This window comes from Mesorhizobium sp. YM1C-6-2 (assembly GCF_003666685.1).
Classification (GTDB): Bacteria; Pseudomonadota; Alphaproteobacteria; order Rhizobiales; family Rhizobiaceae; genus Mesorhizobium_K.
This window is the reverse complement of the sequence record NZ_RCIZ01000001.1, coordinates 432,869-455,371: the sequence shown is the minus strand read 5'-3', so window position 1 is coordinate 455,371 and position 22,503 is coordinate 432,869. Positions and strand designations below refer to the sequence as shown.

Genomic DNA, 22,503 nt, shown 5'->3' with positions numbered 1-22,503 from the left:
AGTGCATAAGAAAATGAGAGTTGCGGTCCTGGGTGGCGGACTGCAGGGTTGCACGACAGCGCTGGCGCTGGCTGACCGTGGCGTCGAAGTCGTGTTGTTCGACCGCAATGAGGCTTTGCTCAGCCGCACCGCGATAGCCAACGAAGGCAAGATACATCTCGGCTACATGTACGCCGCCGACCCGACGCTGGCGACCGCGAAGACGATGATGGCGGGGGCGCTTGCCTTCGCACCGTTCTTCGAGCGGCATCTTGGCATAGCCGTCGATGCGCACGCGACCTCGATGCCGGCTGCCTATGTCGTCCACCGCGACAGCCAGCACGACGTCGACGAAGCCTCGGCCTATCTCGCGACGGTGCACGGCCTGATCCGTGAGGCCGCCGAGGGGCGCCGCGACGACTATTTCGGTTTGGATATAACGCCGCTGCGGCGATGGAGCTGCAGCGAGCGGGACGCCAGCTTCGACGCTGATGCAGCGGTCGCCGTGTTCGAGACGCCCGAGGTCGCCATCAATCCCGTCGCCCTGGCGGGCGCCGTGCGCGAGCGGATCGCCGGCCATCCGCTGATCGAAGTGCGATTGGGCGCCACGATACGCTCCGCCTGCATGGATGGCGACAGAGCGACCGTCGAATGGGATGGGCTAGACGGTCCCTCGCGGGAAGGCTTCGACCACGCGGTCAACGCGCTATGGGACGGCCGACTCGCCCTCGACGAGAAATTGGGGCTTCGGCCGAGCCGGCCGTGGATACACCGGCTGAAATACGGGGTGAGCTTCACGCTGCCTGACGGGGTCGAGCGCCCACAGAGCGCAACCTTCATATCCGGTCCTTTCGGCGAGGTGGTGAGCTATCCGGACCGGCTGACCTATCTCACCTGGTATCCATCCTGCCTGCGCGGCTATTCGTCGGACCTCGTCCCCCCGAACTGGCAGACACACCCGGACGAACCGCTGCATGGAGAGATCGTGCGCGACACTTTCGCAGCGCTTTCAGAGATCGTGCCCAGTCTCGGGACGATCGATCCGGAGACGCTGCCCGACGCGCGCGTCAAGGGCGGCGTCATCGTCGCGTGGGGCAAGACCGACATCTACGATCCGGAAAGCGAACTGCATCAACGCTATCAGATCGGAGTGATGTCGAGCGGGCGCTATCATTCGATCGATCCGGGCAAGCTGACAATGGCGCCCTATTTCGCCGAGGCATGCGCGTCCCGAATCTGCGGAGAGTTCTAAAACGGAGGCGAGGGGGCAAAGTGGCGCGCATAACGGTCGGAATGCCGGTCTACAAGGGTGTCGACCAGGTCGGGGACGCGCTGAGATCCCTGCAGCGACAGACGTTCCGCGACTTCGAGGTGATCATCTCGGTCGACGGCAACGACCAGGAGACCGCCGAAGCCTGCCGGCCCTTTCTCGCCGACGAACGCTTCCGCATGGTGGTGCAGCCGGAACGGCTCGACTGGTTCGGCAACTTCAACTGGCTCCTCGCCCAGCCGATGGGCGAATTCTTCTGCTACCGGCAACACGACGATACGACGGCGCCTGAGTTCTTCGAAGTGCTGCTCGCCGCGGCCGAGGCAAGGCCGGATGCGGCGGGCGTTTATGCCGACTGCCAGTGGCATGGCGGGCGCAGTGACCTCGAAACGGCACCGTCCATCGAGGGCGACGTGCTGGACCGCATGCGGCAATATATCGAGCAGAGGCAGCCGGTGGCGGTGCGCGGCATCTTCCGGCGCGAGGCGATCGCGCAGGCCGGACAGATCCGGGCAGACGAGTTTCGTGGTCTGTCGGAGGTCTTCGTATGGCTTGCGAAGGTGCTGCGCTGGGGCAGCTTCATCCGCGTGCCGGAGCCGCTCTACAACCGCCTCGATCATGCGGAGAACTACCACAAGCACTGGTTCGACTGGCCCGACGAGAAGAAGCGCGCCGCGTGGACGACGCTGTTCACCGGCTGGCTGGAGGCGACCATGCCGGTCTGCAGGACCGCGGAAGAGCGCGTGTTCTTCCAGCAGTTCATCCTCGACCGGATCGCGGTGCACAGACCAGGCTTCAGCTACCACTATGCGGCAGCGTCGCCGCATGAGACGGGCGTGGTCATGCTCGAATGCATCCAGCGGCTGGCGACGGAGGGCAATCTTCATTTGTTCGACAGCCTGGCGCCGGACGCGCGCCCGCTGCAGGCCGAACTGGCGCGGCTCACGGCCGAAAACCGTGAACTGGCGAACGAGCTCGAAACACTCAAGCGCTCGCGTGCGCTTGCACTGGCGCGCCGTGTGCGTAAGCTTCTGGGGACCAGCTGGACGTAGCCTGAAACCAGCGACGCTATGAAGCGATCAGGCACCCGCGGACGAGGCGGACGAACCTCCCCCCAACCGAGAGATCCACCCGTCCGAGCAACCATTTTCATTCGAGGTCAAAGCATGCAAGGCAAAGCCGATCACATCCCCGCCATCGACATCTCGGCATTGTTCGGACCGTCGTCTCCGGCGCGCGACGAGGCGGACCGGCAGATCTTCGCGGCGGCGTCGGGCATCGGTTTCATGACCGTGCGCGGCTTTCCCGGCGCTGAACTCCTGACCGGCGCGGAGCGTGCGGGACTGCTGAAGATCTTCGGCCTCGACGACGAGGAGAAGGCGAAGATGCTGCGCTGGAACTTCGATCCGTCGAAGCCGAACTATTATCGCGGCTGGTTTCCGCTGCAGCCCACCGCGATCTCCTACAAGGAAGGGATCGACATGGGGCCTGACGTCGCGCACACAGACGCCGCGCACGATCCTGAAGATCCGCTTCTGGAGCGCACGCCGCTGCCGGCCGAAGCCGCCTCGCCGGGCTGGCGCGAGGCCGCCGCGCATTACTACAGGACAATGGAGAGAGTCGGCGCGGCCCTCATGGCCTCGATCGCGCGCAGCATGAAGCTCGCCGAGACGACCTTCGACGACCATTTCAAGGGCGGCATCTCGACGCTCAGGCTGATCCGCTATCCGCTACGCGAGGAAAATGCCGGCGTCGACCTGTCGAACCCGGATTACTGGGTGATGGACAAGGGCGAGAAGCGGCTGATCATCGGCCGCGAGCATGCCGATTCCGGCTTCGTGACGCTCTTGGCGCAGGACGGCGTGGAGGGGCTGCAGGCGAAGAACCACGAGGGCGACTGGATCGACGTGCCGCCGGCCGACGGCACGCTCGCCGTGAATTACGGCCAGTTGCTGGAACGCTGGACCGGCGGCGTCGTGCGGGCGACACGCCACCGCGTCGTCGCGCCGAAGCGCGAGCGGTTTTCCATCCCCTTCTTCTACGAGCCGCGCGCCGACGCCGTGATCGCGCCGCTACCGATCGCCGGCGGCGACGATTTCGCGCCGTTCCTCTATGGCGACCATCTGTGGGAATCGGCGACGAACTTCGTCGAGATGGCCGGCGTCAAGGAACTCAGGAAGCCGCGCGGCGTGGCGGCCTGAGGACGCTGCGACAGGGCGCCTGCCGGTTCGGCGCAGGTTCGGGGCGCATGATGGCCGCGCCGGGTGCCTCGCTGTAAGGTGCACCAGGACTGCCGCGCGACATGAAGGAGAGACGCCATGGCCACAGCACCGCCGGTCTGCGATTTCGGTTGGAAGGCGGTGGATGCCGCCCTGCCCGGCGTCGACGGCAACAGCCACCGCATACTGGACCAGGCCAGGCCGAACGGCCTGGTGGTGGCCTTCATCTGCAACCATTGCCCCTATGTGAAGGCGGTGATCGGCCGCATCGTGCGCGACGCCGCCGATCTCAAGGAACATGGCGTCGGCTTCGTGGCGATCAGTTCGAACGACGCCGACGCCTATCCGGCGGATTCCTTTCCGGAGATGAAATTGTTCGCGACGCGCAACGGTTTCGGGTTCCCTTATCTCTACGATGAGGACCAGACGGTGGCGCGCAGCTATGGCGCCGCCTGCACGCCGGACTTCTTCGGCTTCAACGCGGAACTCGAGCTGCAATATCGCGGCCGGCTGGACGCCTCGCGCAAGGAGGCCGACCAGCCAGGATTGCGCCGCGACCTCTACGAGGCGATGAGGGAGATCGCCCGCACCGGCGAAGGGCCGCGCGAGCAGATCGCCTCGATCGGCTGTTCGATCAAGTGGAAGTAAGGCAAGGCTGGCACAGCCGGCCCGACGTGTCGCGCGATCCTTTCAGTCTCCAAGGCTGAACAGCAGGGACGGGTCGGCCGTCACGGGCGGCGCGTAAAAAGTCAGCCGCACCGCTTCCGTTAGGAGAAGCGGTGGCGCCATGTCGGCCGCCAGCTCCTCGATACGCGCCTTCAGCGCGGCGACCTTCTCGGGATGCCGCGCGGCGAGGTCCTTCGTTTCGGACTTGTCGTCGCGGAGGTTGAAAAGCTCAATCCGCTGCGGCAGGGCGGCTTTCCACACGAGCTTCCAGTCGTCCTGGCGGACGGCGCCGGTCATCGGATCGATGTTGTAGACGATCTCGCTGCGCGGCGACGGCTTGCCTTCCGCCAACGCGGCCCAGACATCAATACCGTCGAGCGGCTTGTTCTTCTTCATCGCAGCCCCGGCCAACCCGGCGATCGTCGGATACATGTCGACGACGTGGATCATCTCCTCCACCACGGCGGGCTTGATCCGGCCCGGCCAATTGGCGAGCGCCACGACCCTCGTCCCGCCTTCGTAGAGCGTGCCCTTGCCGTCGCGGTATGGTCCGTTGCTGGCGGGCAGGCTGCCGGCCACCTTGGTGTCTCCGGCGAAGAGCGAGCTGGTGACACCGCCATTGTCGCTGTGGAAAACGATCAGCGTGTTGTCGCGCATGCCGCGTTTTTCGAGTTCGGCGACAACCTTGCCGACGCCGTCGTCCAGCACCGAGATCATGGCCGCATAGGCGCGGCGGTTCTCGTCCTCGATGTGCCCGAACCTGTCGAGATAGTCCTGCGGCGCCTGGAACGGCGTGTGCGGCGCCGTGAAGGCCAGGTAGAGAAACAGCGGCTTGGCGCCGTCATGGTCCCTGACGACCCGGGCCGCCTCGTCGCCGAACAGGCTGTTGTCGAAGCCGTCCTCCTCGATCGGCGTGTTGTCGCGATACCAGTCGGCGACGCCGTGGGACGAATGCTTGAAATGGTCGATCTCGCCGACCAGTGCGCCGTAGAACCGGTCGAAACCGCGCTGCCTAGGCCAGAACTCGGGCTTCGCATGGCCGAGATGCCATTTGCCGACCAGGGCCGTCGAATAACCGGCGTCCTGCAGGGCTTGCGGCAGCAAATACTCGTCGGTGGGAACGGCGTATGTCCCGGCGGCAGGTATGACGCCGATCTGCAGGCCGTAACGCAGCGGATAGCGCCCCGTCATCAGCGCGGCGCGCGTCGGCGTGCACATCGGCTGAACATAGAACTGCTCCAGCCGTGCGCCATCCTTCGCCAACGCGTCGAGGTTGGGTGTGGCGATGTCGGAGCCATGAAAACCCGCGTCGCCCCAACCCATGTCGTCGGCGACGATGTAGACGATGTTGGGTGGAGCATCCTGCGCCGAGGCGGCGCGCGTCCCCGCGGGGCCGACAAGGTTGCCCGCGGCGAGTGCGATTGCCGTACCGGCGAGGAGTTGCCGCCGCGAAATGCGGAATCTGCCGCCCGCTGACGCCGTCATTTTTGTATCGTCGCCCATAAGCCCCTCCGCGGCGATAGCGGCCCGTCGCGTACCGAACGTCTGCATCGCCCGCTTGCAGGCATATACAGCCGTGCTAATATTTCTATCCGTTTTGCGCAAAAATGGGTGGCTTGTGCACGGTCAGTCCCTTCCGGGTTGGGACGGTTTCGTCGATTTCTCGCCCGACCAATTGTCCCGCGCGGCATCGAACGTCCCCTTGGGCGTGGACATCCTCTCGGCTGGCGGATCGCCTTCGAGGATACGCCAGCTGCAGTCGCCCGACGGCTGGTCGCTCGACACGTCCTACCTGAACTGCCATGTCCGCGCGCGGGGCGGCTTTCAGAGCGGCTCCGTCGTCGTGCTGATGGTTACACGCCCGGCCGAGGCGACAATCTGCAACACCCCGCTCGAGCCCGGCGTCGTGCTCACCATACCCGGCGGGCAGGACATCTTCGCCAGCATCAAGCCGGGCGCCGGCTATGCGGCTGCGGTCCTGCCGGCCGATACCTGGTTGGACATCCAGGAAACCACAACGCGCATGCAGGCCGGCGGCATGCCAAAAGCACCGACGGCCATCAGGCTTTCAGCCCAGGGGTCGAGACATGTCGGCAAGCGTTTCGCAGCGCTTCCGAGCCATCTCGACAGCAGCGGCGCGAGAAACGACGCTTGGCGCATGCCGGCCGCCGTCTCGGAATATCTCAGCGCCATCGCCGAGGCGTCTACGGATCAGGCGCTGGCCGAACGGCAACTCGACCGTTCGCTACGGCACCGTCTCCAACAGGCGTGGAAAGCGGACGAATACGTCAGAGCCCATCTGGGCGAGGCCCTGTCGGTCATGCGGCTTTGCAGGGAGTTGCGGGTGAGCCGCAGGCAGCTCGAATATGCATTCGGGACCGCCTTCGGCGTCGGTCCCGCGCAATACATCCAACTGACGAGGCTGAACGAGAGCCGGCGCAAGCTGCTTTCGGCGCGCAGGACTGGTCAGTCGGTGACCGAGATCGTCATGGAGACGGGCATCACCCATCTGTCCAGGTTCGCAACGAAATACCGGACGCTGTTCGCCGAATTGCCAAGCGAAACCGCACGGCGGCCGGCGGCCTAGGCCGGCCGGGAGCTGGTCGGGCACCGGGCGGAGACTGGGCTAATGGCCCAACCCCTTCAAAAGTGGGCATTTGGATATCAGGGAAGCTCTTCCTGTATCCACCTCGTGCCTAGCCCTGCGCGATCTCGGCGATCGCGCTCAGGGTCTGCCGCACGTCGAAGAACATGGTCGCGGTGGCATAGAGGATGACGAAGACGGCTCCGTAATAGACCGGCTGGCTGCGGTCCATCGCCCCGCGTGTGAGCGCAATCACGCGACGCGGCGGGAAATACGCCACCGCCAGGACGGAAACCACTCCGATCAAGCCGCCGGCCAGCATATCGCTGGGATAGTGGTAGCCTGCATAGACGCGGGGCAGGCTGGTGACCACCAGCGCCCAGAACAGGCAGACGACACCCAGCGGCCGCGATGTCAGGAAGACCGCCGCGGCCAGCGCGAATCCCAGCGCGGCCGTGTCGCTCGGGAACGAGCTCCAGTCGGCCGGGATGTCGACTTCGGTGCCCAGCGGTATCCGGAAGCCTGGAATGTCGGCGAAGATCGGCCGGGGGCGTTCGGAAATGTTCTGTGCGATGCGCGCAACGACGAGGGCGAGAAACGCGCCGCCCAGCGAGGTAACGAAGGTGCGGTTGACGTCGTCGTTGGATCTCTGCATCAGCGCCGCCACCAGGACGGCGGTGACGATCGGCAGGATCTTGACCGTGTCGAGCATCATGAAGTCGACGACGGCTCTGTCCAGTATCGGAGACGTTTGAGCAAACCCGTTGATCAGCGCGATCAACGGATAGTCGAAATTCGTATCAAGCCATTCAAACAAGTGTCTGTCCCCCCACCCCTGGGTGCATCGACACAGAAGACCGCAGAATCAACCATATTCGGTTAATGAGCCGGCGTAATTTTGAGCAGATCCGGTTTTCGCGGTGGCCAGGCGCAGGTCCTGGCTCAACCGATACATCATTCCTGCGATGACATTGCCAGTCGCCAGGAGTAAAGTAACGCAACGTCATGATCTTGTGACGATCAGGTGGGCATTGTTCGCCTGAAGCACTTCTGGGGGGAAGTATCCGACGACCATGTCCGCCGTTCTACAGGTTCGCGGCAGCGCGTATCTTCCCTTTGTTCTGTTCATGGACGATATCGGAGCCTCGATCGGGGGCGCGTCCGCGGAAGCGCTGCTGCCTGCGATGGTCCGCCAGGACCCGGAAGCACTCATTCCCATCCATCTGGCGCACGGCTTCCTGGACAGGAGCGCCAGGGCCGCCGGCATGGCCGACCTCGGCTTTGTCGTCGGCCAGCATATGCATGTCGACAGCCTGGGCACGTTCGGCCGAAGCCTGCTCAAGTCGCTGACCTTGCACGATGCGCTCGGAAAGATCCGGGCGAAATTCTCGCTCTACAGTTCGGCGGAACGCGTCTGGTGGTCGCACAGGGGGCAGAACGTCTATCTCTTCCATGCCTATGCCAGCCAGACCGGACCAGGCAGCCGGGTCGCACGGCAATGCGTGCTGCTGCTGTTGCGGGACCTGGTCAGGCTGGCGGCCGGGCCTGCATGGCAACCGGACCAGATTCTTTCGCCGGACGCTGCCCTCGACGCCGAGGCGATGCGGAAGGCGTTCCAGGGGGCCGATGTCCGACAGTCCGAATTCGTGGGCGTCGTCTTTCCGGCCCGTTTCCTGAGCCTGCCCTGGAACTGGCCCCGAATCCTGAGCCTCGGCAGCGGCGAGCGCGAGGACACCGCCTTCGAATCCAGCGCCCCCGCCGACGATTTCACCGGATCGGTCAAACAGGTGATCTCGGCGCTGATGAAGCAGGGGCAGTGCCATCTCGGCCAGACCGCGAGAGCCGCAGGGATGCATCCCCGAGCGCTGCAGCGGCGACTCTTCGAGACCGGTGAGGAGTATTCCGATCTGCTGGCCGAGGTCCGCTTCGAGCGGGCTTTGCGGCTGATCTCCGATCCGAACGTCAAGATCATCGATGTCGCCGGCGAGCTCGGCTACTCCGATTCGGCCAATTTCACCCGCGCCTTCCGTCAATGGACCGGAGTGTCACCGTCCGATTTCCGCAGACTGCGCGAGCAAGGCGCTGTCGCGAAATGACAGGACGCAACGGAATGGGCTGATGTAGGCCGGAAAAAGACTGCCGGCGCAATCGCGGCGCCAGCGAATTTCGACGAGGAGGGATCACGATGAAAAGGTACTGCATTTCCGCCGGCGCCCTGTTGCTGGCGGCCCAGGCGAGCGTCGCACTAGCGCAGGCGCCGGCGATCCCCGAATCCATCTCGACGCCGGACAAGGTCGAAACGACGCTTGGCGCGCTCGAGTTCAAGGGCGGTGTGGCGAGCGACGCGACCGCGCAAAAACTCTACGACAACCTCGACGCCACCTACGCCTTCCGCGCCTATATGGACAATCTGCGCGGCGTCAGCATCCACGCGCTGAAGAAGAGCATGCAGGACATCGGCATGAAGGAGAACGAGGTGCTCGTCTTCTCCGAACTGATGGACGCGAAATCGCTGTTCCTCACCGCCAATGCCGACACCATCTACGTGATGGGCTATCTCGATCTCAGCAAGGGTCCGGTGGTCATCGAGACGCCGCCCGATTTCCTCGGCATCGTGCAGGATGCCTGGTTCCGCTGGGTGATCGACCTCGGCGCGCCCGGACCCGACCGCGGCGTCGGCGGCAAGTACCTGATCGTGCCGCCCGGCTATGACGGGCCGCTGCCGCAAGGCGGTTTCTACGTCGCCAAGGCCGAGACCGACGCCATCCTCTGGTTCGGCCGGTCGTTCCTGGCAAACCACAACGATCCCAAGCCGGCCGTCGAGACGATCAAGCAGCACACCAAAGTATATCCCTATGAGGTCGGCGGCGTGGGCACCCCGATCGCCGAGTTCCTGGCCGGCAAGGCGCGGCTCGGCCGCGTCGCCCCGCCGCCCGCAACGGTGTTCCACGAGGGCAGCGGCAAGGTGATGAACACCATCCCGCCGAGCGACTGGACCTTCTACGAGATGCTGAACGAGATCGTGCAGGCCGAGCCCGCCACCTCGCTCGATCCGGAACTGATGGGCCCGGTGGCCGCGCTCGGCATCGTCAAGGGCAAGCCTTTCGCGCCCGACGAGCGGATGAAGAAGATCATGACGGAGGCGCTGGCGGTCGCCAACGCGACCTCGCGCACCCTGTTCATGAACCCACGGGACGAGAGCTGGTTCTATTATCCCGGCTCATCCTGGTTCAACTTCCTGTTCCAGACCGGCTACGAGTTCGAGACGCCGATCCCGGAGATCACCGCCGAGGGCGTCAAGCCCTTCCCGCCGACCGGCTACCGGACGATGGATGCGCGCACCAACTTCTTCTACGGCGTCACAGGCATCTCACCGGCAATGGCGATGCGGCTTCCGGGCATCGGCTCGCAGTACCTGCTGGCGGTCACCGACGCCGAGAAGAAGCACTTCGACGGCGCCAAGACCTACAAGGTGACGCTGCCCAAGGGCATACCGGAGGCGAATTTCTGGTCGTTCACCGTCTACGACAACATGAGCCGCTCGATGCTCGATACGCCGCAGCGTTATCCGCGCGCCGGCAGCCAGAGCTTCCCGTCGCCCGCCGCCGAAGCAGACGCCGACGGCTCGACCACCATCTGGTTCGCGCCCGAGCAGCCGGAGGGCGTCGCGCGCGGCAACTGGATCCAGACGGACCCGAAGAAGGGCTGGTTCACGATCCTGCGCCTCTACAGCCCGCTGGAGCCGTTCTTCGACAAATCGTGGCGGCCGAGCGAGATCGAGATGGTGAACTGAGCGCAGGCCAGTTCGAAAGCGGACGCTTCTGCTCACGGAGCGTCCGCCAACCCCTCCCCTCTTAGGAGGAGGGGGCGGCGGCTGAAGTCAGCCGCCCAGCCCTTCGAAGAGAACCGTCGAGAGATAGCGCTCGGCGAAGGAGGGGATGACGACGACGAGGTTCTTGCCGGCGTTTTCCTTGCGCGAGCCGACGACGGCCGCGGCCTGGAGAGCGGCGCCCGACGAAATGCCGACCGGCACGCCCTCGAGGCGCGCGACGAGGCGGGCGTTGGCGATGGAATCGTCGTTGGAGACGGTGACGATCTCGTCATAGACCTTGGTGTCGAGGATCTTCGGGGCGAAGCCGGCACCGATGCCCTGGATCTTGTGCGGGCCGGGCTGGCCGCCCGACAGCACCGGCGAAGCCTCCGGCTCGACGGCGACGACATGGAGCGAGGGCTTGCGCTTCTTCAGCACCTGGCCGACGCCGGTGATGGTGCCGCCGGTGCCGATGCCGGCGACGAAGATGTCGATGTTGCCCTGGGTGTCGTTCCAGATCTCCTCGGCGGTGGTGGTGCGGTGGATCTCCGGGTTGGCCGGGTTCTCGAACTGCTGCGGGATGATGGCGCCGGGGATGGTGGCGGCGAGCTCGTCGGCCTTGGCGATGGCGCCCTTCATGCCCTTCGGCCCCTCGGTCAGCACCAGTTCGGCGCCGAGCAGCGCCAGCATCTTGCGGCGCTCGACCGACATGGTCTCGGGCATGGTAAGGATGAGCTTGTAGCCCTTGGCGGCGGCCGCGAAGGCGAGCGCGATACCGGTGTTGCCGGAGGTCGGCTCGATCAGCGTGTTGTTGCCGGGCGAGATCTTGCCGGCGGCTTCGAGCGCCTCGATCATGGCGACGCCGATGCGGTCCTTGACGCTGGCGACCGGATTGAAGAATTCGAGCTTGGCCAGGAGGTTGGCGACGATGCCCTTCTCCTTCGCATACTTGTCGAGGCGCACCAGCGGCGTGTCGCCGATCGTATCGGTGATGGAATTGTAGATGCGTCCGCGGCCGGGTGTGTGGGTAACGGGCTTGGTCATGGAAAACTCCTGTTCGGACGCGAAGATAGTGCGCCGGAGGCCGGAAGCCGAGTGGGCCGAATACCGAAAAGTGGGTTTTGCCGGAATCAAATTCCGTTGAAGCGGGCGAATCGGGAATGGATTGTCGCCAGGAGCCGCCGGCGCGGCGGCTACTGGCGGGCAGCGATGGCCGCCGCCGCGCCGACCATGAAGCCGGCAGCGGTACGGTTGAGCAGCTTCAGCGCCCGCGGCGTCTTCAGGAACCAGCGCGCCTTGGCCGCCAGCGCCAAGTAGGGCACGAGCACGACGAGCAGCGTGACGATCGTCAGCAGCGCCAGGATGCCGTATTCGGCGAGCGTCACGGTGCGGAGATCGACGATGGTCGGCGTGATGGCGAGATAGAAGATCATCGTCTTCGGATTGCCTAGCGTCAGGGTCAGTCCGGCAAGCACGCTGGCGACGAAGCCGTCCTTGCCCTTCCTGGCCTCGACGTTCTCGGCGGTGATGCCGCTCGTCCAGAAGGTCCACGCAAGCCAGGCGAGATAGGCGACGCCGGCCCATTTGACGACCAGGAAGACCATGCCGAAGGTCTGCGCGACGATGGCGAGCCCAAGCATGACGGCAGTGAGATAGATGAGGTCGCCGAGGATCAGGCCGAGCGACATGAAGAGCGACGAGCGGAAGCCGGAGCCGAGCGCGCGGGCGACCAGCGCGGTGATGCCAGGGCCGGGGATGGCCGCGGCCAGCGCGAGCGCGCCGCTATAGGCAATGAAGCCGGCGAGGGTCATGGGCCTGTTCCGGGTCGCAGTCGCATCGCATCTAGCAGATATCGAAACGCGGCTCCCACGAATTCCGTAGATCGTCGCATCAGCGGCGCTGATGGAAGACGCACTGCCATGTGCGGCGGGAGCACCGACTACCACTTGCCGCCGCGAACAAGTGTTGGTTCAATCCGTCAACGATCAACGGAGAAAGCGAATCATGGCCAAGGGTCAGATGAAAGCCAAGAAGGAAGTGCGAAAACCGAAGAAGGACGCCAAGAAGCCCGCAGCGGCACCGGCGCTAAAGGCCGCGCCGGTCATGGCGTCGCGGCAAAAGGAAAAGTGACCGGCCACAGCCGGTCACTTTCCGATTCATCATTCATGAGGCCGGCTCAGTGCCGGCCAGCACGTGCCTTGCGTGCGGCATAGCGCGCATCGCGCTTCGCCTTGCGTTCGGCCTCGTCCGACAGAAGACGGGCGATGCGCTCGTTCTCTTCGGCTTCCTTGGCTTTCGCCTCGGCCTGGGCGCGTTCCTCGGCCTCGAGCCGGGCAGCCTCTTCGGCCGCCTCTCGCGCCGCGCGTTCCTCGGCCTCGCGGGCCAGCCGCTCCTGCCTCAGCCTTTCCCTCTCGGCGTCGCGTATGGCGCGCGCCTCGAGAATGGCCTGACGTTCAGCCTTGCGTGCCAGCACCTCCGGATCGTCGTCCGCAGGCCGGGCGTTGAAACGCGCAAGCAAAGCCTTCTTCGCTTCGTTGGCCGCATTACGGCGTTCGAAGATGTCCTTTTCCCTATATACAGCCAATTTTAGTCCCTGAAGTATGTCAGCGGTGCTTACATACGCATGACGCGCGAGAGTTCAAGCCGCTTTCGGGCAACGCTCCCATGAAAAATCGATGGTCCAGCCGGAAAAACGGGCTGCTCGGGTCCGATTCGCGGAACTTCGGGGCACGGTTGCGCATTTCCTGTTCCAGCCTGCACGGGCGGATTTGAGGGCGTATCCATGACTACCGTACCAGACGTTTCCGGCGATGCTTCGCCGGGCGCCGCCGACGCTGGCGCGAAGACAGCGCCGACCCGGTCCGAGACGCGGCTCATCCGCCTGCTGACCGGCATCTTCATCCTGGCGCTGATATACGCGCTCTATTTCGCGCGCGATTTCGTCATGCCGGTGGTGCTCGCCTTCCTGCTGGCGCTGATGCTGACGCCGATCGTCCGCTTCCTGAAGAAGCGCGGCGTGCCGGAGGCGCTGTCAGCGACGCTGCTCGTGCTGATGTCGGTGCTGGCGCTGGCCAGTGCCGGCTATTTCCTTTCCGGACCGGTGGTGCAACTCGCCAACGAGGCGCCCGACATCGGCCGCCGCGTCACCGAGCGGCTCTCGGAATTCCGCCATCCGTTCGAGAAGTTCATGGCTGTCTCGCAGGAGGTGGAGAAGGTCACCGAAACGGCTAGGGAGCCCGGCGTGCAGAGGGTGGTGATCGCCCAGCCCGGCATCGTGTCGCAGGCGGCGGGCAACCTGCTGTCGGCAAGCACGACCGCTGCGATCACCTTCGTGCTGTCGCTGTTCCTGCTCGCCTCCGGCACCATGTTCTACGAGAAGATCATCCAGTCCTTCACCCGGCTCAGCGAAAAGAAGCGGGCGCTGCGCGTCGTCTACGACGTCGAGCGGGAGATCTCGCGCTATCTGCTGACGGTGGCGCTGATCAATGCCGGGCTCGGCACCGCGATCGGCCTCGGACTGTGGGCGCTCGGCATGCCCAATCCGGCGGTCTGGGGCGTCGCGGCCGCGGCGCTCAACTTCCTGCCCTATATCGGCGCTCTCGCCACCATCCTGCTTGTCGCCTGCATCTCGCTGATCACCTTCGACACGCTTTCCTACGCCGTGCTGCCGCCGCTGTTCGTCGTCCTGTGCAACGTCGTCGAAGGCCAGCTGATCACACCGCTGATCGTCGGGCGGCGGCTGGAGATCAACGCGGTGGCAATCTTCATCGCGGTCGCCTTCTGGTCGTGGCTCTGGGGTTTCGTCGGCGCGCTGATCGCGGTGCCGCTGCTCGTCATCTTCAAGGTATTCTGCGACCATTTCGAGAGCTGGCACAGCGTCGGCAACTTCCTGTCCGCCCATCAGGGCCAGGACCAGGCAGAGGCCGACGCCGCGACGGAAGTCTCGCAGGCCAAGGCCGCCGGCTAGGCCACCGGTTGGGCCAGCAATAGAGGCGCAGCCGGCCAGTTCGTTGCGAGCCGGAGAAGACGCCCCTATATCGTTGGCTCGCTCGTCTCGCTGTCACCCGGGAGATCGCCAATGGCTGTGCTTTCCGTCCTCGATCTCTCGCCGGTGCCAGAAGGCAGCACTCCCGGCCAGTCGCTGAAGAACACGCTCGACCTCGCCCGCCATGCCGAGCGGCTCGGCTACAACCGCTATTGGCTGGCCGAGCATCACAACATGCCGGGCATCGCAAGTGCTGCCACCTCCGTCGTCATCGGCCATGTCGCGGCCGGCACATCGACCATCCGCGTCGGTGCGGGCGGCATCATGCTGCCCAACCACGCGCCGCTGGTGATCGCCGAGCAGTTCGGCACGCTGGCCGCCCTCCATCCCGGCCGCATCGACCTCGGGCTCGGACGCGCGCCCGGCACCGACATGCTGACGGCGCGGGCGCTGCGCCGCAATCTCGACGCCGGCGTCGACAATTTCCCGCAGGACGTGGTCGAGCTGATCAATTATTTCGCCCCGGCCGAGCCCGGCCAGCGCGTGCGCGCGGTGCCCGGCGAAGGCGAGGAGGTCGAGGTCTGGGTGCTGGGGTCTTCCACCTACGGCGCGCAGCTCGCCGCCATGCTCGGCCTGCCCTATGCCTTCGCCTCGCATTTCGCGCCGGCGGAGATGGAACACGCGATCGACATTTACCGCTCGCGCTTCCAGCCGTCGGAAAGACTGGCGAAACCGCGCCTGATGCTCGGCCTCAACGTCTTCGCGGCGGACACCGACGCCAAGGCAAAATTGCTGTTCAGCTCGCTGCAGCAGGCCTTCGTCAACCTGCGCACCGGCCGGCCGGGCAAGCTGCCGACGCCGGTGGAGAACTACGAGGCGACGCTCGATCCCTCAGCGAAGGGCATGCTCGACCATGCCCTCTCCTGCTCGATCGTCGGCGCGCCGGAGACAGTGAGAAGCGGCCTCGACGAGTTCGTGCGCCGCACCGGCGCCGACGAAATCATGGTCACCGCGCAGGTCTTCGACCACAAGGCGCGGCTGCGCTCCTTCGAGATCCTGGCCGAGGCGCATCGCGAGCTGTCGCGGGCAGCCTAGACGGGTGGCCTGAACGTCACCGCAACGCCTTGACGATGCCCGCATCGGGAAAGCAGGTCGGCGCGCGGCCGTTCCTGGCCTGCCAGTCGCCGATCGAGCGGCGCGTCTTGAAGCCCGGCAGGCCGTCGGCGCCGCCGACGTCGTAACCCTGCGCCTCCAGTCCGCGCTGCATGGCGGCGACGTCTGAGCGGTAGAGCCCGCCGACCTTCCCCCATGTGCCAGCAAACTTCCGATCGCCGCCGGCAATGCGGTCGGCGCCATGGCCGATGAAGAGCGCGTAGAGGTCGCTCTCATTGTATTCCTTGAGCACGTAGAAATTCGGGGTGACGATGAAGGCCGGCCCGCTGCGGCCGGCTGGCATCAGGAGAAAACCCTCGGCCCTCAGCTCGTTTTTCGGGAAGGGTTTTCCGCTGACGCGCTCTATGCCGAGTGCCGCCCATTCGGAAATCTTCTTGCCCCGGTCCGGCCCCTCCAGCGCGCAGGACACGCTTTCCGGCACGGTCACCTCAAAGCCCCAGTCGCGGCCTTTCACCCAGCCATAGTGGGCAAGGTAGTTGGCGATCGAAGCCAGCGTGTCGGGCGTCGAGTTCCAGATGTCGGCGACGCCGTCGCCGTCGAAATCGACGGCATGCTTCAGGAAGGACGTCGGCAGGAATTGCGGCTGGCCGAGCGCGCCCGCCCAGGAGGACTTCATCGCGCTTTTGCGGGCGAGCCCCTTTTCGAGCATGACCAGCGCGCCGATCACCTCGGTACGGAACATCTCCTTGCGGGTGGCGAGAAAGGCCTTGGTGCCGAGCACCTCGAAGGCGTCGTAAGGGATTTTTGCCGCGCCGAAGCCGGACTCGCGGCCCCAGATCGCAAGCACCACGCCTCCCGGCACGCCATAGCGCTTCTCGATGGCGGCGAGCGCCTTGCCGTATCTGGCGGCGCGGGCGCGGCCGCCCGACGTCACCGCGCCGATGGTCTTCTCGGCGAAATAATTGCCGGGCGAGCCGAATTCGGCCTGGTGCTGCTTCTTCGGCGTCTCGGGCTTCTGCCCGGGCAGCACGAGGTCGGGCAGCTTGAGGTTGGGCGTCACGCCGGAAAAGGCCGCGTCAAACGTCGCCTTCGACACGCCGTTGGCTTTGGCTTCGGGCCAGAGGTCCTGCTCCAGCCAGGTGCGGAACTGGTCGGTTATCCCTGCAGCGGCAACCGGCGATACAATTCCTGCAACCGCGAGGATTGCACCAAGGAAAAGAGTCGCGAGTCCAAGCCTTCTCATTTCCGTTCCGATTCGCACCTATCCTAGAAGGTTCAGTATCATGTTTGGGAGCGCAAATATGGCGGAAGACAATCTGGACTGGCTCATCAAATGGTACGCCCGCCATTGTGACGGGGACTGGGAACACTTTTGCGGGGTAAAGATCGGCACGCTCGACAACCCCGGATGGCAGCTCACGATCGACCTGACCGGCACCAAGCTCGAATCCATGCCGTTCGCCGAGATCCGGCACAATTACGATGATGATGTATCGTGGTGGACTTGCTATCTCAGGGACAACGCCTTTCACGCCGCCTGCGGCGCGCGTGACCTGACCTCCGTCATCGGTGTTTTCCGTGAATGGGCCGAGAATACCCAATAAATGAGTCGGCTAAAACGCGGTCCGCGACTTCAGCGCCGCCGACAGCGTGCCCTCGTCGAGATAGTCGAGCTCGCCGCCTACCGGCACGCCATGCGCCAGCCGCGTGACCTTGACGTCGAAGCCGGAGAGCTGGTCGGTGAGATAATGCGCGGTGGTCTGGCCCTCGACGGTGGCATTCACCGCAAGGATGATCTCGGTCACCTCGCCGCCGGCCACCCTGTCGATCAGCGTCCTTATGTTGAGCTGGTCCGGGCCGATGCCGTCGAGCGGCGACAGCGTGCCGCCAAGCACATGGAAGCGCGCGTTCATCGAGCCGGCGCGCTCCAGCGCCCAGAGGTCGGCGACGTCCTCGACCACGATGATGGTGGAAGGGTCGCGCCGCGCGTCGGTGCAGATCATGCAGGGGTCGGTCGTGTCGACATTGCCGCAGACCGAGCAGATGCGCACCTTGTCGACCGCCTCGCTCATGGCGTCGGCGAGCGGCGCAAGAAGCTGCTCCTTCTTCTTGATGAGGTGCAGCGCCGCCCGGCGCGCCGAACGCGGCCCAAGCCCCGGCACCTTGGCCAGAAGCTGGATCAGGCGCTCAATCTCGGGGCCGGCGATTCGTTTGGTCGACATGGGCTAAATATAGCGAATAGGGAGTGCGAATAGCGAATAGGGGGCACTTCGCGGCGCGTTTCTATTCGCTATTCGCTACTACCTGTTCGCTCTTTCCGTCAGAACGGCAGCTTCATGCCGGGCGGGATCGGCAGGCCGGCGGTCAGCGCCTTGGTCTTCTCCTGCATCACCGCCTCGACCTTGGCCTTGGCGTCGTTATGGGCGGCGAGCAGCAGATCCTCCAGGATCTCCACCTCGTCTTCCTTGAAGAGCGAGGGGTCGATCTTCAGCGACTTCATCTCGAACTTGCCGGTCAGCGTGACGCTGACCAGACCGCCGCCGGCCTGGCCGGTCGCCTCCAGCGAGGCGATCTCCTCCTGCATGGCCTGGAATTTCGCCTGCATCTCCTTCGCCTTGCCCATCAGGCCGAGAAGGTCCTTCATATTTCGTCTCCGTCAGAAATCGGTTTCGTCGTCGTCCGCCGCTTCGACCGGCAGGTCGGCATCGCCGGCCTCGGTCTCCGGCACGTTGGGAATGCGCACGTCGATGATCTTCGCGCCCGGGAAGCGCGCCAGGATCGCGGCGACGGCCGGATCGCTCTTGGCGTCGAGGATCGCATCGTTCCGCTTCGCGGCCTCGGCCTCGGCAAGCGTCTGCCCGCCTTCCTCGCGCGACAGGGCGACCATCCAGCGCCGGCCGGTCCACGTCTCCAGCCGGCTCTTGAGATCGCCGAGCAGCGTCTTCGGCGCGTCGCCGGTGAGGCCGACGTCGAGCCGGCCGGGCTCCAGCCGCACCAGCCGGACATATTGCTTGAGCGATATCTTGAAGAGCCTGTCGCGGTGGGTCTCTGCGAGTGCCGCGATGTCCTCCAGCGACTTCACCGGAACGGTGGGCTGTTCCTCGACCGGCTGCGGCGGCGCGACAAACTCGGTCGGCGACGCCTGGGTCTCGACCAGCCGCATGGTCTGGCCGCCGCCGGAGGTCACCGGCGCGAAGCTGGCGGCGACGGCGCTCGCGCCACCATTGCCCGGCGATGCCGGCGGCGGCGCGGACGGCCTTGGCGCGGGGGCACCCGACGGCTGCGGCGCATCGGCGAGCGACTTCAGCGCCTCGTCGAGCGTCGGCAGGTCGGCGGCGTGGGCGATACGGATCAGCACCATCTCGGCCGCACTCGCCGGACGGTTGGAGGACTGCACTTCCGGAATACCCTTGAGCAGCATCTGCCATGTGCGCGACAGGACGCGCACGGAAAGCTGTTTCGCGAACTCGCCGCCGCGGCGACGCTCCTCTTCCGACAGCGACACGTCGTTGGCGGCCGACGGCACGAAGCGCAGCCGCGTCACCAGATGGTTGAATTCGGCGAGATCGGTGAGCACGGCGGCCGGATCGGCGCCGACGTCGTATTGCGCGCGGAACTCTGTCAGCGCCGCCGCGGCGTCGCCCTTCATCAGATGCTCGAAGAGATCGACGATGCGCGCCCGGTCGGCAAGGCCGAGCATGGAGCGGACCTGCTCGGCGGTGACGGTGCCGGCGCCGTGGGCGATCGCCTGGTCGAAGATCGACAGCGCGTCGCGCACCGAACCCTCGGCGGCGCGGGCGACCATCGCCACCGCCTCGTCCTCGACGGAAATGCTTTCCAGTCCGGCGATGCGGTTGAGGTGCTTGGTCAGCATGCCGGCGTCGACCCGCCGGAGATCAAAACGCTGGCAGCGCGACAGCACCGTGATCGGCACCTTGCGGATCTCGGTGGTGGCGAAGATGAACTTGACGTGCGGAGGCGGCTCCTCGAGCGTCTTCAGCAGGCCGTTGAAGGCCTGCGTGGAGAGCATGTGCACCTCGTCGATGATGTAGACCTTGTAGCGGGCCGAGACCGGCGCGTAGCGCACCTGTTCGATGATCTCCCTGATGTCGTCAATGCCAGTGTGCGAGGCGGCGTCCATCTCGATGACGTCGACATGGCGGCCTTCCATGATCGCCTTGCAGTGCTCGCCGGGGACGGTGAGGTCGACGGAGGGGCGGTCGATTTCGGCCGTCTTGTAGTTCAACGCGCGCGCGAGGATGCGGGCTGTCGTGGTCTTGCCGACGCCGCGGACGCCAGTCAGCATCCAGGCCTGCGCGATGCGGCCGGTGGAGAAGGCGTTGGTGAGGGTGCGCACCATCGGCTCCTGGCCGATGAGGGAGGAAAAGTCGGCGGGGCGGTATTTCCGCGCGAGGACCCTATAGCCGCCGGCGGCCTTGTCCTGGATGTCGGTGCCGGCTTCGCTCATTCGCCCGTTCGATACTCCTTGAGCCTGACGCCGTCAGGCCGATTCCGCCCGCCGAGTTTCGCCCGTGCGGCATCGCGGCGTCAATGACGCGGCGGCGAATAGACGATCGGCGGAGAGGCGGGAGGCTGGAACAATGACCCGTTCCGTGCTCGTTAGGGCTGCTTCCTTCCGGACCTGACCCGGTTGGCGAGTGGCGCGTCCACCACCAACCTCCCAGGTTCCATATCGGCAATTCGGCCGCCGATTGCAAGAGCGCGCACGATTTATGAGCCGGGCTTTAAGAGCCGCGCCACCGCATGATTCTCTTGCAGGCCGCCTGTCGCCGCTCTAGCTTCGGCGGAACACGAGGGAAACGCCCATGCTGCCGGGCCTCAAGGCCGGATTTGCGCTGGATGCGAGGCTCGAAGCCGACAGCGACCAGCTGATGTGGCTCGGGCTCTGCGAACTGCGCGTCATGAACGACCGACGCTGGCCGTGGCTGATCCTCGTGCCGCAACGGCCGGACGTCGAGGAAATCCACGACCTGACGCCGCTCGACCAGGCGATGCTCACCTTCGAGACCAACATGGTCGCGCAGGCGCTGAAGCGGGTCACCGGCTGCACCAAGATCAACACCGGCGCGCTCGGCAACATCGTCCGGCAACTGCATGTGCATGTCGTCGCCCGCAACGAAGGCGATCCGGGCTGGCCAGGCCCGGTGTGGGGCCACGGCCTGCGCGAACCCTATCCGCGCGGCAAGCTCCACGAGTTTGCCGAAAGGATAAAGGCGGCGTTATAAGCTGCCGTTCAAAGCCGCCCGCCCAGAGTCCCGCATGACATTTCGCCTGTTCGACGCGCCGCAAGCCGAGCCAAGCCAGTTCGTCGGCTTCGCCGGAAACATCATCGACCGCCAGTCCGAGAACCGAGCCGACGATGCCACCGAAAAGGCATTGGCCGACCCGGCGACGCGGCTGCTCCTGATGGGAGGCGGGCGCATCCTGCTCAAATTCGATCCCGAGGGACAGGCGCAGGGCTACTTCACCTCGGCCGAGGCAGCCGCGCTCGGCTCCGAAACCGGCAATGCCGTGCTGCTCGGCTTTTCGCCCGGCGGACCGGTCGTCGCCATTCCCGTCGCGGCCGAGCCGGAAACGCTGCCGCAGACCATCAAGGCGATCGACTACCGGTCCGTCTACATGCAGGGGCTGGTCGACCCGGCGGCGCTCGGCGCGCTGGCGCAGGGCGCCAGCCTGCTCGCCTGGCACGCCAACCATCGCTTCTGCGGCAAATGCGGCCAGCCGACCGAGATGCGCGCCGGCGGCTACAAACGGTTCTGCCCCGCCTGCGGCACCGAACATTTCCCACGCACCGACCCGGTCGCCATCATGCTCACCGTTTCCAGGGACAGATGCGTGCTCGGCCGCGGCCGGCATTTCGCGCCGGGCATGTATTCGGCGCTCGCCGGCTTCATTGAGCCCGGCGAGACGATCGAGAACGCGGTCCGCCGCGAGACCCTGGAGGAATCGGGCATCAGGCTCGGCCGGGTCGTCTATCACGCCAGCCAGCCCTGGCCGTTCCCCTATTCGCTGATGATCGGCTGCTTCGGCGAGGCGCTGAACGAGGACATCGATCCCGACCTGGCGGAGCTGGAGGACTGCCGCTGGTTCGAGCGCGGCGAGGTGCTCGCCATGCTCGACAAGTCGCATCCCAGCCTGTTCGTGCCGCCGCCGGGCGCGATTGCGCATCACCTGATCCGCGCCTGGGCCGAGGTCGGCTAATGCCGGCCGCCGCGGCGGGCCCTACGCGGCAGGCGTGACGCTATAGGTGCTGAGTATCGAGCCGGATGCGAGCGGGCGGGTGTCCTTGAGTTCCAGGCCGATCCGCCGCCCGGGCTTGAGGAACCGCGTGCCCTGGCCGAGGACCACCGGCACCGTGCAGAACATCAGCTCGTCGACGAGCCCAGCCTCCAATAGTGAATGGGTGAGGTCGGCGCTGCCGAAGACGTAGAGCGTCTTGGTTTCCGTCTCCTTCAGGCGCTTCAGCTCCGGCACGATGTCGGCGGTGACGCGGCTGTTGTTCCAGTCGGCGGATTTGAGCGTGCGTGACGCGACGAGCTTCGGCAGCGCGTTCATGTAGGTGGTTATCCTGCCCGGTTCCGCGCTCTTCCAATAGGCGGCCATGCCTTCATAGGTGACGCGGCCGAAGACCAGCGACGCGGCCTTGTCGCCGAACTCCTCGCTCAGCCGTTCGAGTTCCGGCCCCCAGGCGAGGGTGTGGAAATCCAGATCCCACTTCTTCGCGCCTTCGAAACAACCGTCGACCGTTATGAGGTTCCAGCCGATGAGCTTTGCCATGTCGTTCCTCCATCTGATTGCGATTTGCAACTGGTTTGGTTTAACTCAACCGATCTTGTATTGCAACCGGTTTTCCGA

The 22,503-nt window shown here is 65.4% G+C and carries 23 protein-coding genes and 1 other RNA gene; 13 read left to right on the top strand and 11 right to left on the bottom strand.

The features are described 5' to 3' along the window. The first annotated feature begins 13 nt into the window (after nucleotides 1-13). The 4 genes from D8676_RS02270 (at nucleotide 14) to D8676_RS02255 (ending at nucleotide 4,116) form a co-directional block, all read left to right on the top strand. Entirely contained in the window at nucleotides 14-1,231 is a 1,218-nt protein-coding gene (locus D8676_RS02270) for an FAD-dependent oxidoreductase (protein WP_121579195.1), read from the top strand. Nucleotides 1,232-1,251: 20 nt separating this feature from the next. Further along, nucleotides 1,252-2,301 carry a glycosyltransferase gene (locus D8676_RS02265; RefSeq protein WP_183096934.1) on the top strand — a complete coding sequence of 350 codons (1,050 nt, stop codon included), beginning with the start codon at nucleotides 1,252-1,254 and terminating at the stop codon, nucleotides 2,299-2,301. Between the two features lie 114 nt (nucleotides 2,302-2,415). Continuing rightward, nucleotides 2,416-3,450 carry a 2OG-Fe(II) oxygenase family protein gene (locus D8676_RS02260; protein WP_121579193.1) on the top strand — a complete coding sequence of 345 codons (1,035 nt, stop codon included), beginning with the start codon at nucleotides 2,416-2,418 and terminating at the stop codon, nucleotides 3,448-3,450. 117 nt (nucleotides 3,451-3,567) lie between these two features. Beyond that, the gene (locus tag D8676_RS02255) at nucleotides 3,568-4,116 is read left to right on the top strand and encodes a thioredoxin family protein (protein WP_121579192.1); all 549 of its coding nucleotides are present in this window, start codon (nucleotides 3,568-3,570) and stop codon (nucleotides 4,114-4,116) included. A gap of 42 nt (nucleotides 4,117-4,158) precedes the next feature. Here the strand turns inward: D8676_RS02255 and D8676_RS02250 are convergent, their stop codons facing one another. Further along, nucleotides 4,159-5,619: an arylsulfatase gene (locus D8676_RS02250; protein WP_245426526.1), complete on the bottom strand. Its 1,461-nt coding sequence runs from the start codon at nucleotides 5,617-5,619 to the stop codon at nucleotides 4,159-4,161. A gap of 223 nt (nucleotides 5,620-5,842) precedes the next feature. Between D8676_RS02250 and D8676_RS02245 the strand changes: the two genes are divergently transcribed. Next, complete coding sequence (locus D8676_RS02245; RefSeq protein ID WP_245426582.1) at nucleotides 5,843-6,721, top strand: helix-turn-helix domain-containing protein; 879 nt, start codon at nucleotides 5,843-5,845, stop codon at nucleotides 6,719-6,721. A 109-nt stretch (nucleotides 6,722-6,830) separates the two neighbouring features. Here D8676_RS02245 and D8676_RS02240 read toward each other — a convergent pair whose 3' ends face one another. Next, nucleotides 6,831-7,535 carry a phosphatase PAP2 family protein gene (locus tag D8676_RS02240; protein ID WP_121579190.1) on the bottom strand — a complete coding sequence of 235 codons (705 nt, stop codon included), beginning with the start codon at nucleotides 7,533-7,535 and terminating at the stop codon, nucleotides 6,831-6,833. 256 nt (nucleotides 7,536-7,791) lie between these two features. Between D8676_RS02240 and D8676_RS02235 the strand changes: the two genes are divergently transcribed. Continuing rightward, the gene (locus D8676_RS02235) at nucleotides 7,792-8,814 is read left to right on the top strand and encodes an AraC family transcriptional regulator (RefSeq protein ID WP_121579189.1); all 1,023 of its coding nucleotides are present in this window, start codon (nucleotides 7,792-7,794) and stop codon (nucleotides 8,812-8,814) included. An 89-nt stretch (nucleotides 8,815-8,903) separates the two neighbouring features. Continuing rightward, the gene (locus D8676_RS02230; RefSeq protein WP_121579188.1) at nucleotides 8,904-10,511 is read left to right on the top strand and encodes a DUF1254 domain-containing protein; all 1,608 of its coding nucleotides are present in this window, start codon (nucleotides 8,904-8,906) and stop codon (nucleotides 10,509-10,511) included. 87 nt (nucleotides 10,512-10,598) lie between these two features. Here the strand turns inward: D8676_RS02230 and cysK are convergent, their stop codons facing one another. Continuing rightward, entirely contained in the window at nucleotides 10,599-11,573 is a 975-nt protein-coding gene (gene cysK / locus D8676_RS02225) for a cysteine synthase A (RefSeq protein ID WP_121579187.1), read from the bottom strand. Nucleotides 11,574-11,722: 149 nt separating this feature from the next. Next, nucleotides 11,723-12,340 (bottom strand): LysE family translocator, encoded by a 618-nt coding sequence (locus D8676_RS02220; protein ID WP_121579186.1) that lies wholly within the window; start codon nucleotides 12,338-12,340, stop codon nucleotides 11,723-11,725. A 91-nt stretch (nucleotides 12,341-12,431) separates the two neighbouring features. Between D8676_RS02220 and D8676_RS27175 the strand changes: the two genes are divergently transcribed. Next, on the top strand, nucleotides 12,432-12,659 hold the full coding sequence (locus D8676_RS27175) for a hypothetical protein (RefSeq protein WP_183096993.1): 228 nt from the start codon (nucleotides 12,432-12,434) through the stop codon (nucleotides 12,657-12,659). Nucleotides 12,660-12,705: 46 nt separating this feature from the next. On the opposite strand, the gene D8676_RS02210 is transcribed toward D8676_RS27175, so the two are convergent. Further along, entirely contained in the window at nucleotides 12,706-13,113 is a 408-nt protein-coding gene (locus D8676_RS02210) for a DUF6481 family protein (RefSeq protein WP_121579184.1), read from the bottom strand. Between the two features lie 198 nt (nucleotides 13,114-13,311). Here D8676_RS02210 and D8676_RS02205 point away from each other — a divergent pair, with 198 nt between their 5' ends. Together D8676_RS02205 and D8676_RS02200 are read left to right on the top strand one after the other, a co-directional pair. Continuing rightward, a complete protein-coding gene (locus D8676_RS02205) occupies nucleotides 13,312-14,496 on the top strand; it encodes an AI-2E family transporter (RefSeq protein ID WP_121579183.1) in 1,185 nt (394 codons plus the stop codon). A gap of 111 nt (nucleotides 14,497-14,607) precedes the next feature. Next, nucleotides 14,608-15,609: an LLM class flavin-dependent oxidoreductase gene (locus tag D8676_RS02200; protein WP_121579182.1), complete on the top strand. Its 1,002-nt coding sequence runs from the start codon at nucleotides 14,608-14,610 to the stop codon at nucleotides 15,607-15,609. Between the two features lie 16 nt (nucleotides 15,610-15,625). Here the strand turns inward: D8676_RS02200 and D8676_RS02195 are convergent, their stop codons facing one another. Beyond that, complete coding sequence (locus D8676_RS02195; RefSeq protein WP_121579181.1) at nucleotides 15,626-16,870, bottom strand: lytic murein transglycosylase; 1,245 nt, start codon at nucleotides 16,868-16,870, stop codon at nucleotides 15,626-15,628. 58 nt (nucleotides 16,871-16,928) lie between these two features. Here D8676_RS02195 and D8676_RS02190 point away from each other — a divergent pair, with 58 nt between their 5' ends. Beyond that, complete coding sequence (locus D8676_RS02190; protein ID WP_121579180.1) at nucleotides 16,929-17,231, top strand: immunity 53 family protein; 303 nt, start codon at nucleotides 16,929-16,931, stop codon at nucleotides 17,229-17,231. Between the two features lie 9 nt (nucleotides 17,232-17,240). On the opposite strand, the gene recR is transcribed toward D8676_RS02190, so the two are convergent. The 4 genes from recR to ffs all read right to left on the bottom strand — a co-directional run bounded on the left by recR (nucleotide 17,241) and on the right by ffs (nucleotide 20,309). Further along, nucleotides 17,241-17,849 (bottom strand): recombination mediator RecR, encoded by a 609-nt coding sequence (gene recR / locus D8676_RS02185; RefSeq protein ID WP_121579179.1) that lies wholly within the window; start codon nucleotides 17,847-17,849, stop codon nucleotides 17,241-17,243. Nucleotides 17,850-17,947: 98 nt separating this feature from the next. Further along, on the bottom strand, nucleotides 17,948-18,271 hold the full coding sequence (locus D8676_RS02180; protein WP_121579178.1) for a YbaB/EbfC family nucleoid-associated protein: 324 nt from the start codon (nucleotides 18,269-18,271) through the stop codon (nucleotides 17,948-17,950). A 12-nt stretch (nucleotides 18,272-18,283) separates the two neighbouring features. Then, nucleotides 18,284-20,095 (bottom strand): DNA polymerase III subunit gamma/tau, encoded by a 1,812-nt coding sequence (locus D8676_RS02175; RefSeq protein ID WP_121579177.1) that lies wholly within the window; start codon nucleotides 20,093-20,095, stop codon nucleotides 18,284-18,286. Nucleotides 20,096-20,212: 117 nt separating this feature from the next. Then, an RNA gene (gene ffs / locus D8676_RS02170) (signal recognition particle sRNA small type) lies at nucleotides 20,213-20,309 on the bottom strand. A gap of 144 nt (nucleotides 20,310-20,453) precedes the next feature. Between ffs and D8676_RS02165 the strand changes: the two genes are divergently transcribed. Together D8676_RS02165 and nudC are read left to right on the top strand one after the other, a co-directional pair. Further along, nucleotides 20,454-20,873, top strand: coding sequence for an HIT family protein (locus tag D8676_RS02165; RefSeq protein WP_121579176.1), 420 nt, complete (start codon nucleotides 20,454-20,456; stop codon nucleotides 20,871-20,873). A 34-nt stretch (nucleotides 20,874-20,907) separates the two neighbouring features. Next, nucleotides 20,908-21,849 (top strand): NAD(+) diphosphatase, encoded by a 942-nt coding sequence (gene nudC / locus D8676_RS02160; RefSeq protein ID WP_121579175.1) that lies wholly within the window; start codon nucleotides 20,908-20,910, stop codon nucleotides 21,847-21,849. 21 nt (nucleotides 21,850-21,870) lie between these two features. Here the strand turns inward: nudC and D8676_RS02155 are convergent, their stop codons facing one another. Further along, nucleotides 21,871-22,425 carry a dihydrofolate reductase family protein gene (locus tag D8676_RS02155; protein WP_121579174.1) on the bottom strand — a complete coding sequence of 185 codons (555 nt, stop codon included), beginning with the start codon at nucleotides 22,423-22,425 and terminating at the stop codon, nucleotides 21,871-21,873. Nucleotides 22,426-22,503: the final 78 nt, after the last annotated feature.

Bases quoted from the DNA above. Each gene is read 5' to 3' on its own strand.
- D8676_RS02270 (WP_121579195.1), top strand. From the start codon at position 14: ATGAGAGTTGCGGTCCTGGGTGGCGGACTGCAGGGTTGCACGACAGCG.
- D8676_RS02260 (WP_121579193.1), top strand. From the start codon at position 2,416: ATGCAAGGCAAAGCCGATCACATCCCCGCCATCGACATCTCGGCATTG.
- D8676_RS02255 (WP_121579192.1), top strand. From the start codon at position 3,568: ATGGCCACAGCACCGCCGGTCTGCGATTTCGGTTGGAAGGCGGTGGAT.
- D8676_RS02250 (WP_245426526.1), bottom strand. From the start codon at position 5,619: ATGACGGCGTCAGCGGGCGGCAGATTCCGCATTTCGCGGCGGCAACTC.
- D8676_RS02235 (WP_121579189.1), top strand. From the start codon at position 7,792: ATGTCCGCCGTTCTACAGGTTCGCGGCAGCGCGTATCTTCCCTTTGTT.
- D8676_RS02230 (WP_121579188.1), top strand. From the start codon at position 8,904: ATGAAAAGGTACTGCATTTCCGCCGGCGCCCTGTTGCTGGCGGCCCAG.
- cysK (WP_121579187.1), bottom strand. From the start codon at position 11,573: ATGACCAAGCCCGTTACCCACACACCCGGCCGCGGACGCATCTACAAT.
- D8676_RS02220 (WP_121579186.1), bottom strand. From the start codon at position 12,340: ATGACCCTCGCCGGCTTCATTGCCTATAGCGGCGCGCTCGCGCTGGCC.
- D8676_RS27175 (WP_183096993.1), top strand. From the start codon at position 12,432: ATGGAAGACGCACTGCCATGTGCGGCGGGAGCACCGACTACCACTTGC.
- D8676_RS02205 (WP_121579183.1), top strand. From the start codon at position 13,312: ATGACTACCGTACCAGACGTTTCCGGCGATGCTTCGCCGGGCGCCGCC.
- D8676_RS02200 (WP_121579182.1), top strand. From the start codon at position 14,608: ATGGCTGTGCTTTCCGTCCTCGATCTCTCGCCGGTGCCAGAAGGCAGC.
- D8676_RS02195 (WP_121579181.1), bottom strand. From the start codon at position 16,870: ATGAGAAGGCTTGGACTCGCGACTCTTTTCCTTGGTGCAATCCTCGCG.
- D8676_RS02190 (WP_121579180.1), top strand. From the start codon at position 16,929: ATGGCGGAAGACAATCTGGACTGGCTCATCAAATGGTACGCCCGCCAT.
- recR (WP_121579179.1), bottom strand. From the start codon at position 17,849: ATGTCGACCAAACGAATCGCCGGCCCCGAGATTGAGCGCCTGATCCAG.
- D8676_RS02180 (WP_121579178.1), bottom strand. From the start codon at position 18,271: ATGAAGGACCTTCTCGGCCTGATGGGCAAGGCGAAGGAGATGCAGGCG.
- D8676_RS02175 (WP_121579177.1), bottom strand. From the start codon at position 20,095: ATGAGCGAAGCCGGCACCGACATCCAGGACAAGGCCGCCGGCGGCTAT.
- D8676_RS02165 (WP_121579176.1), top strand. From the start codon at position 20,454: ATGCTGCCGGGCCTCAAGGCCGGATTTGCGCTGGATGCGAGGCTCGAA.
- nudC (WP_121579175.1), top strand. From the start codon at position 20,908: ATGACATTTCGCCTGTTCGACGCGCCGCAAGCCGAGCCAAGCCAGTTC.
- D8676_RS02155 (WP_121579174.1), bottom strand. From the start codon at position 22,425: ATGGCAAAGCTCATCGGCTGGAACCTCATAACGGTCGACGGTTGTTTC.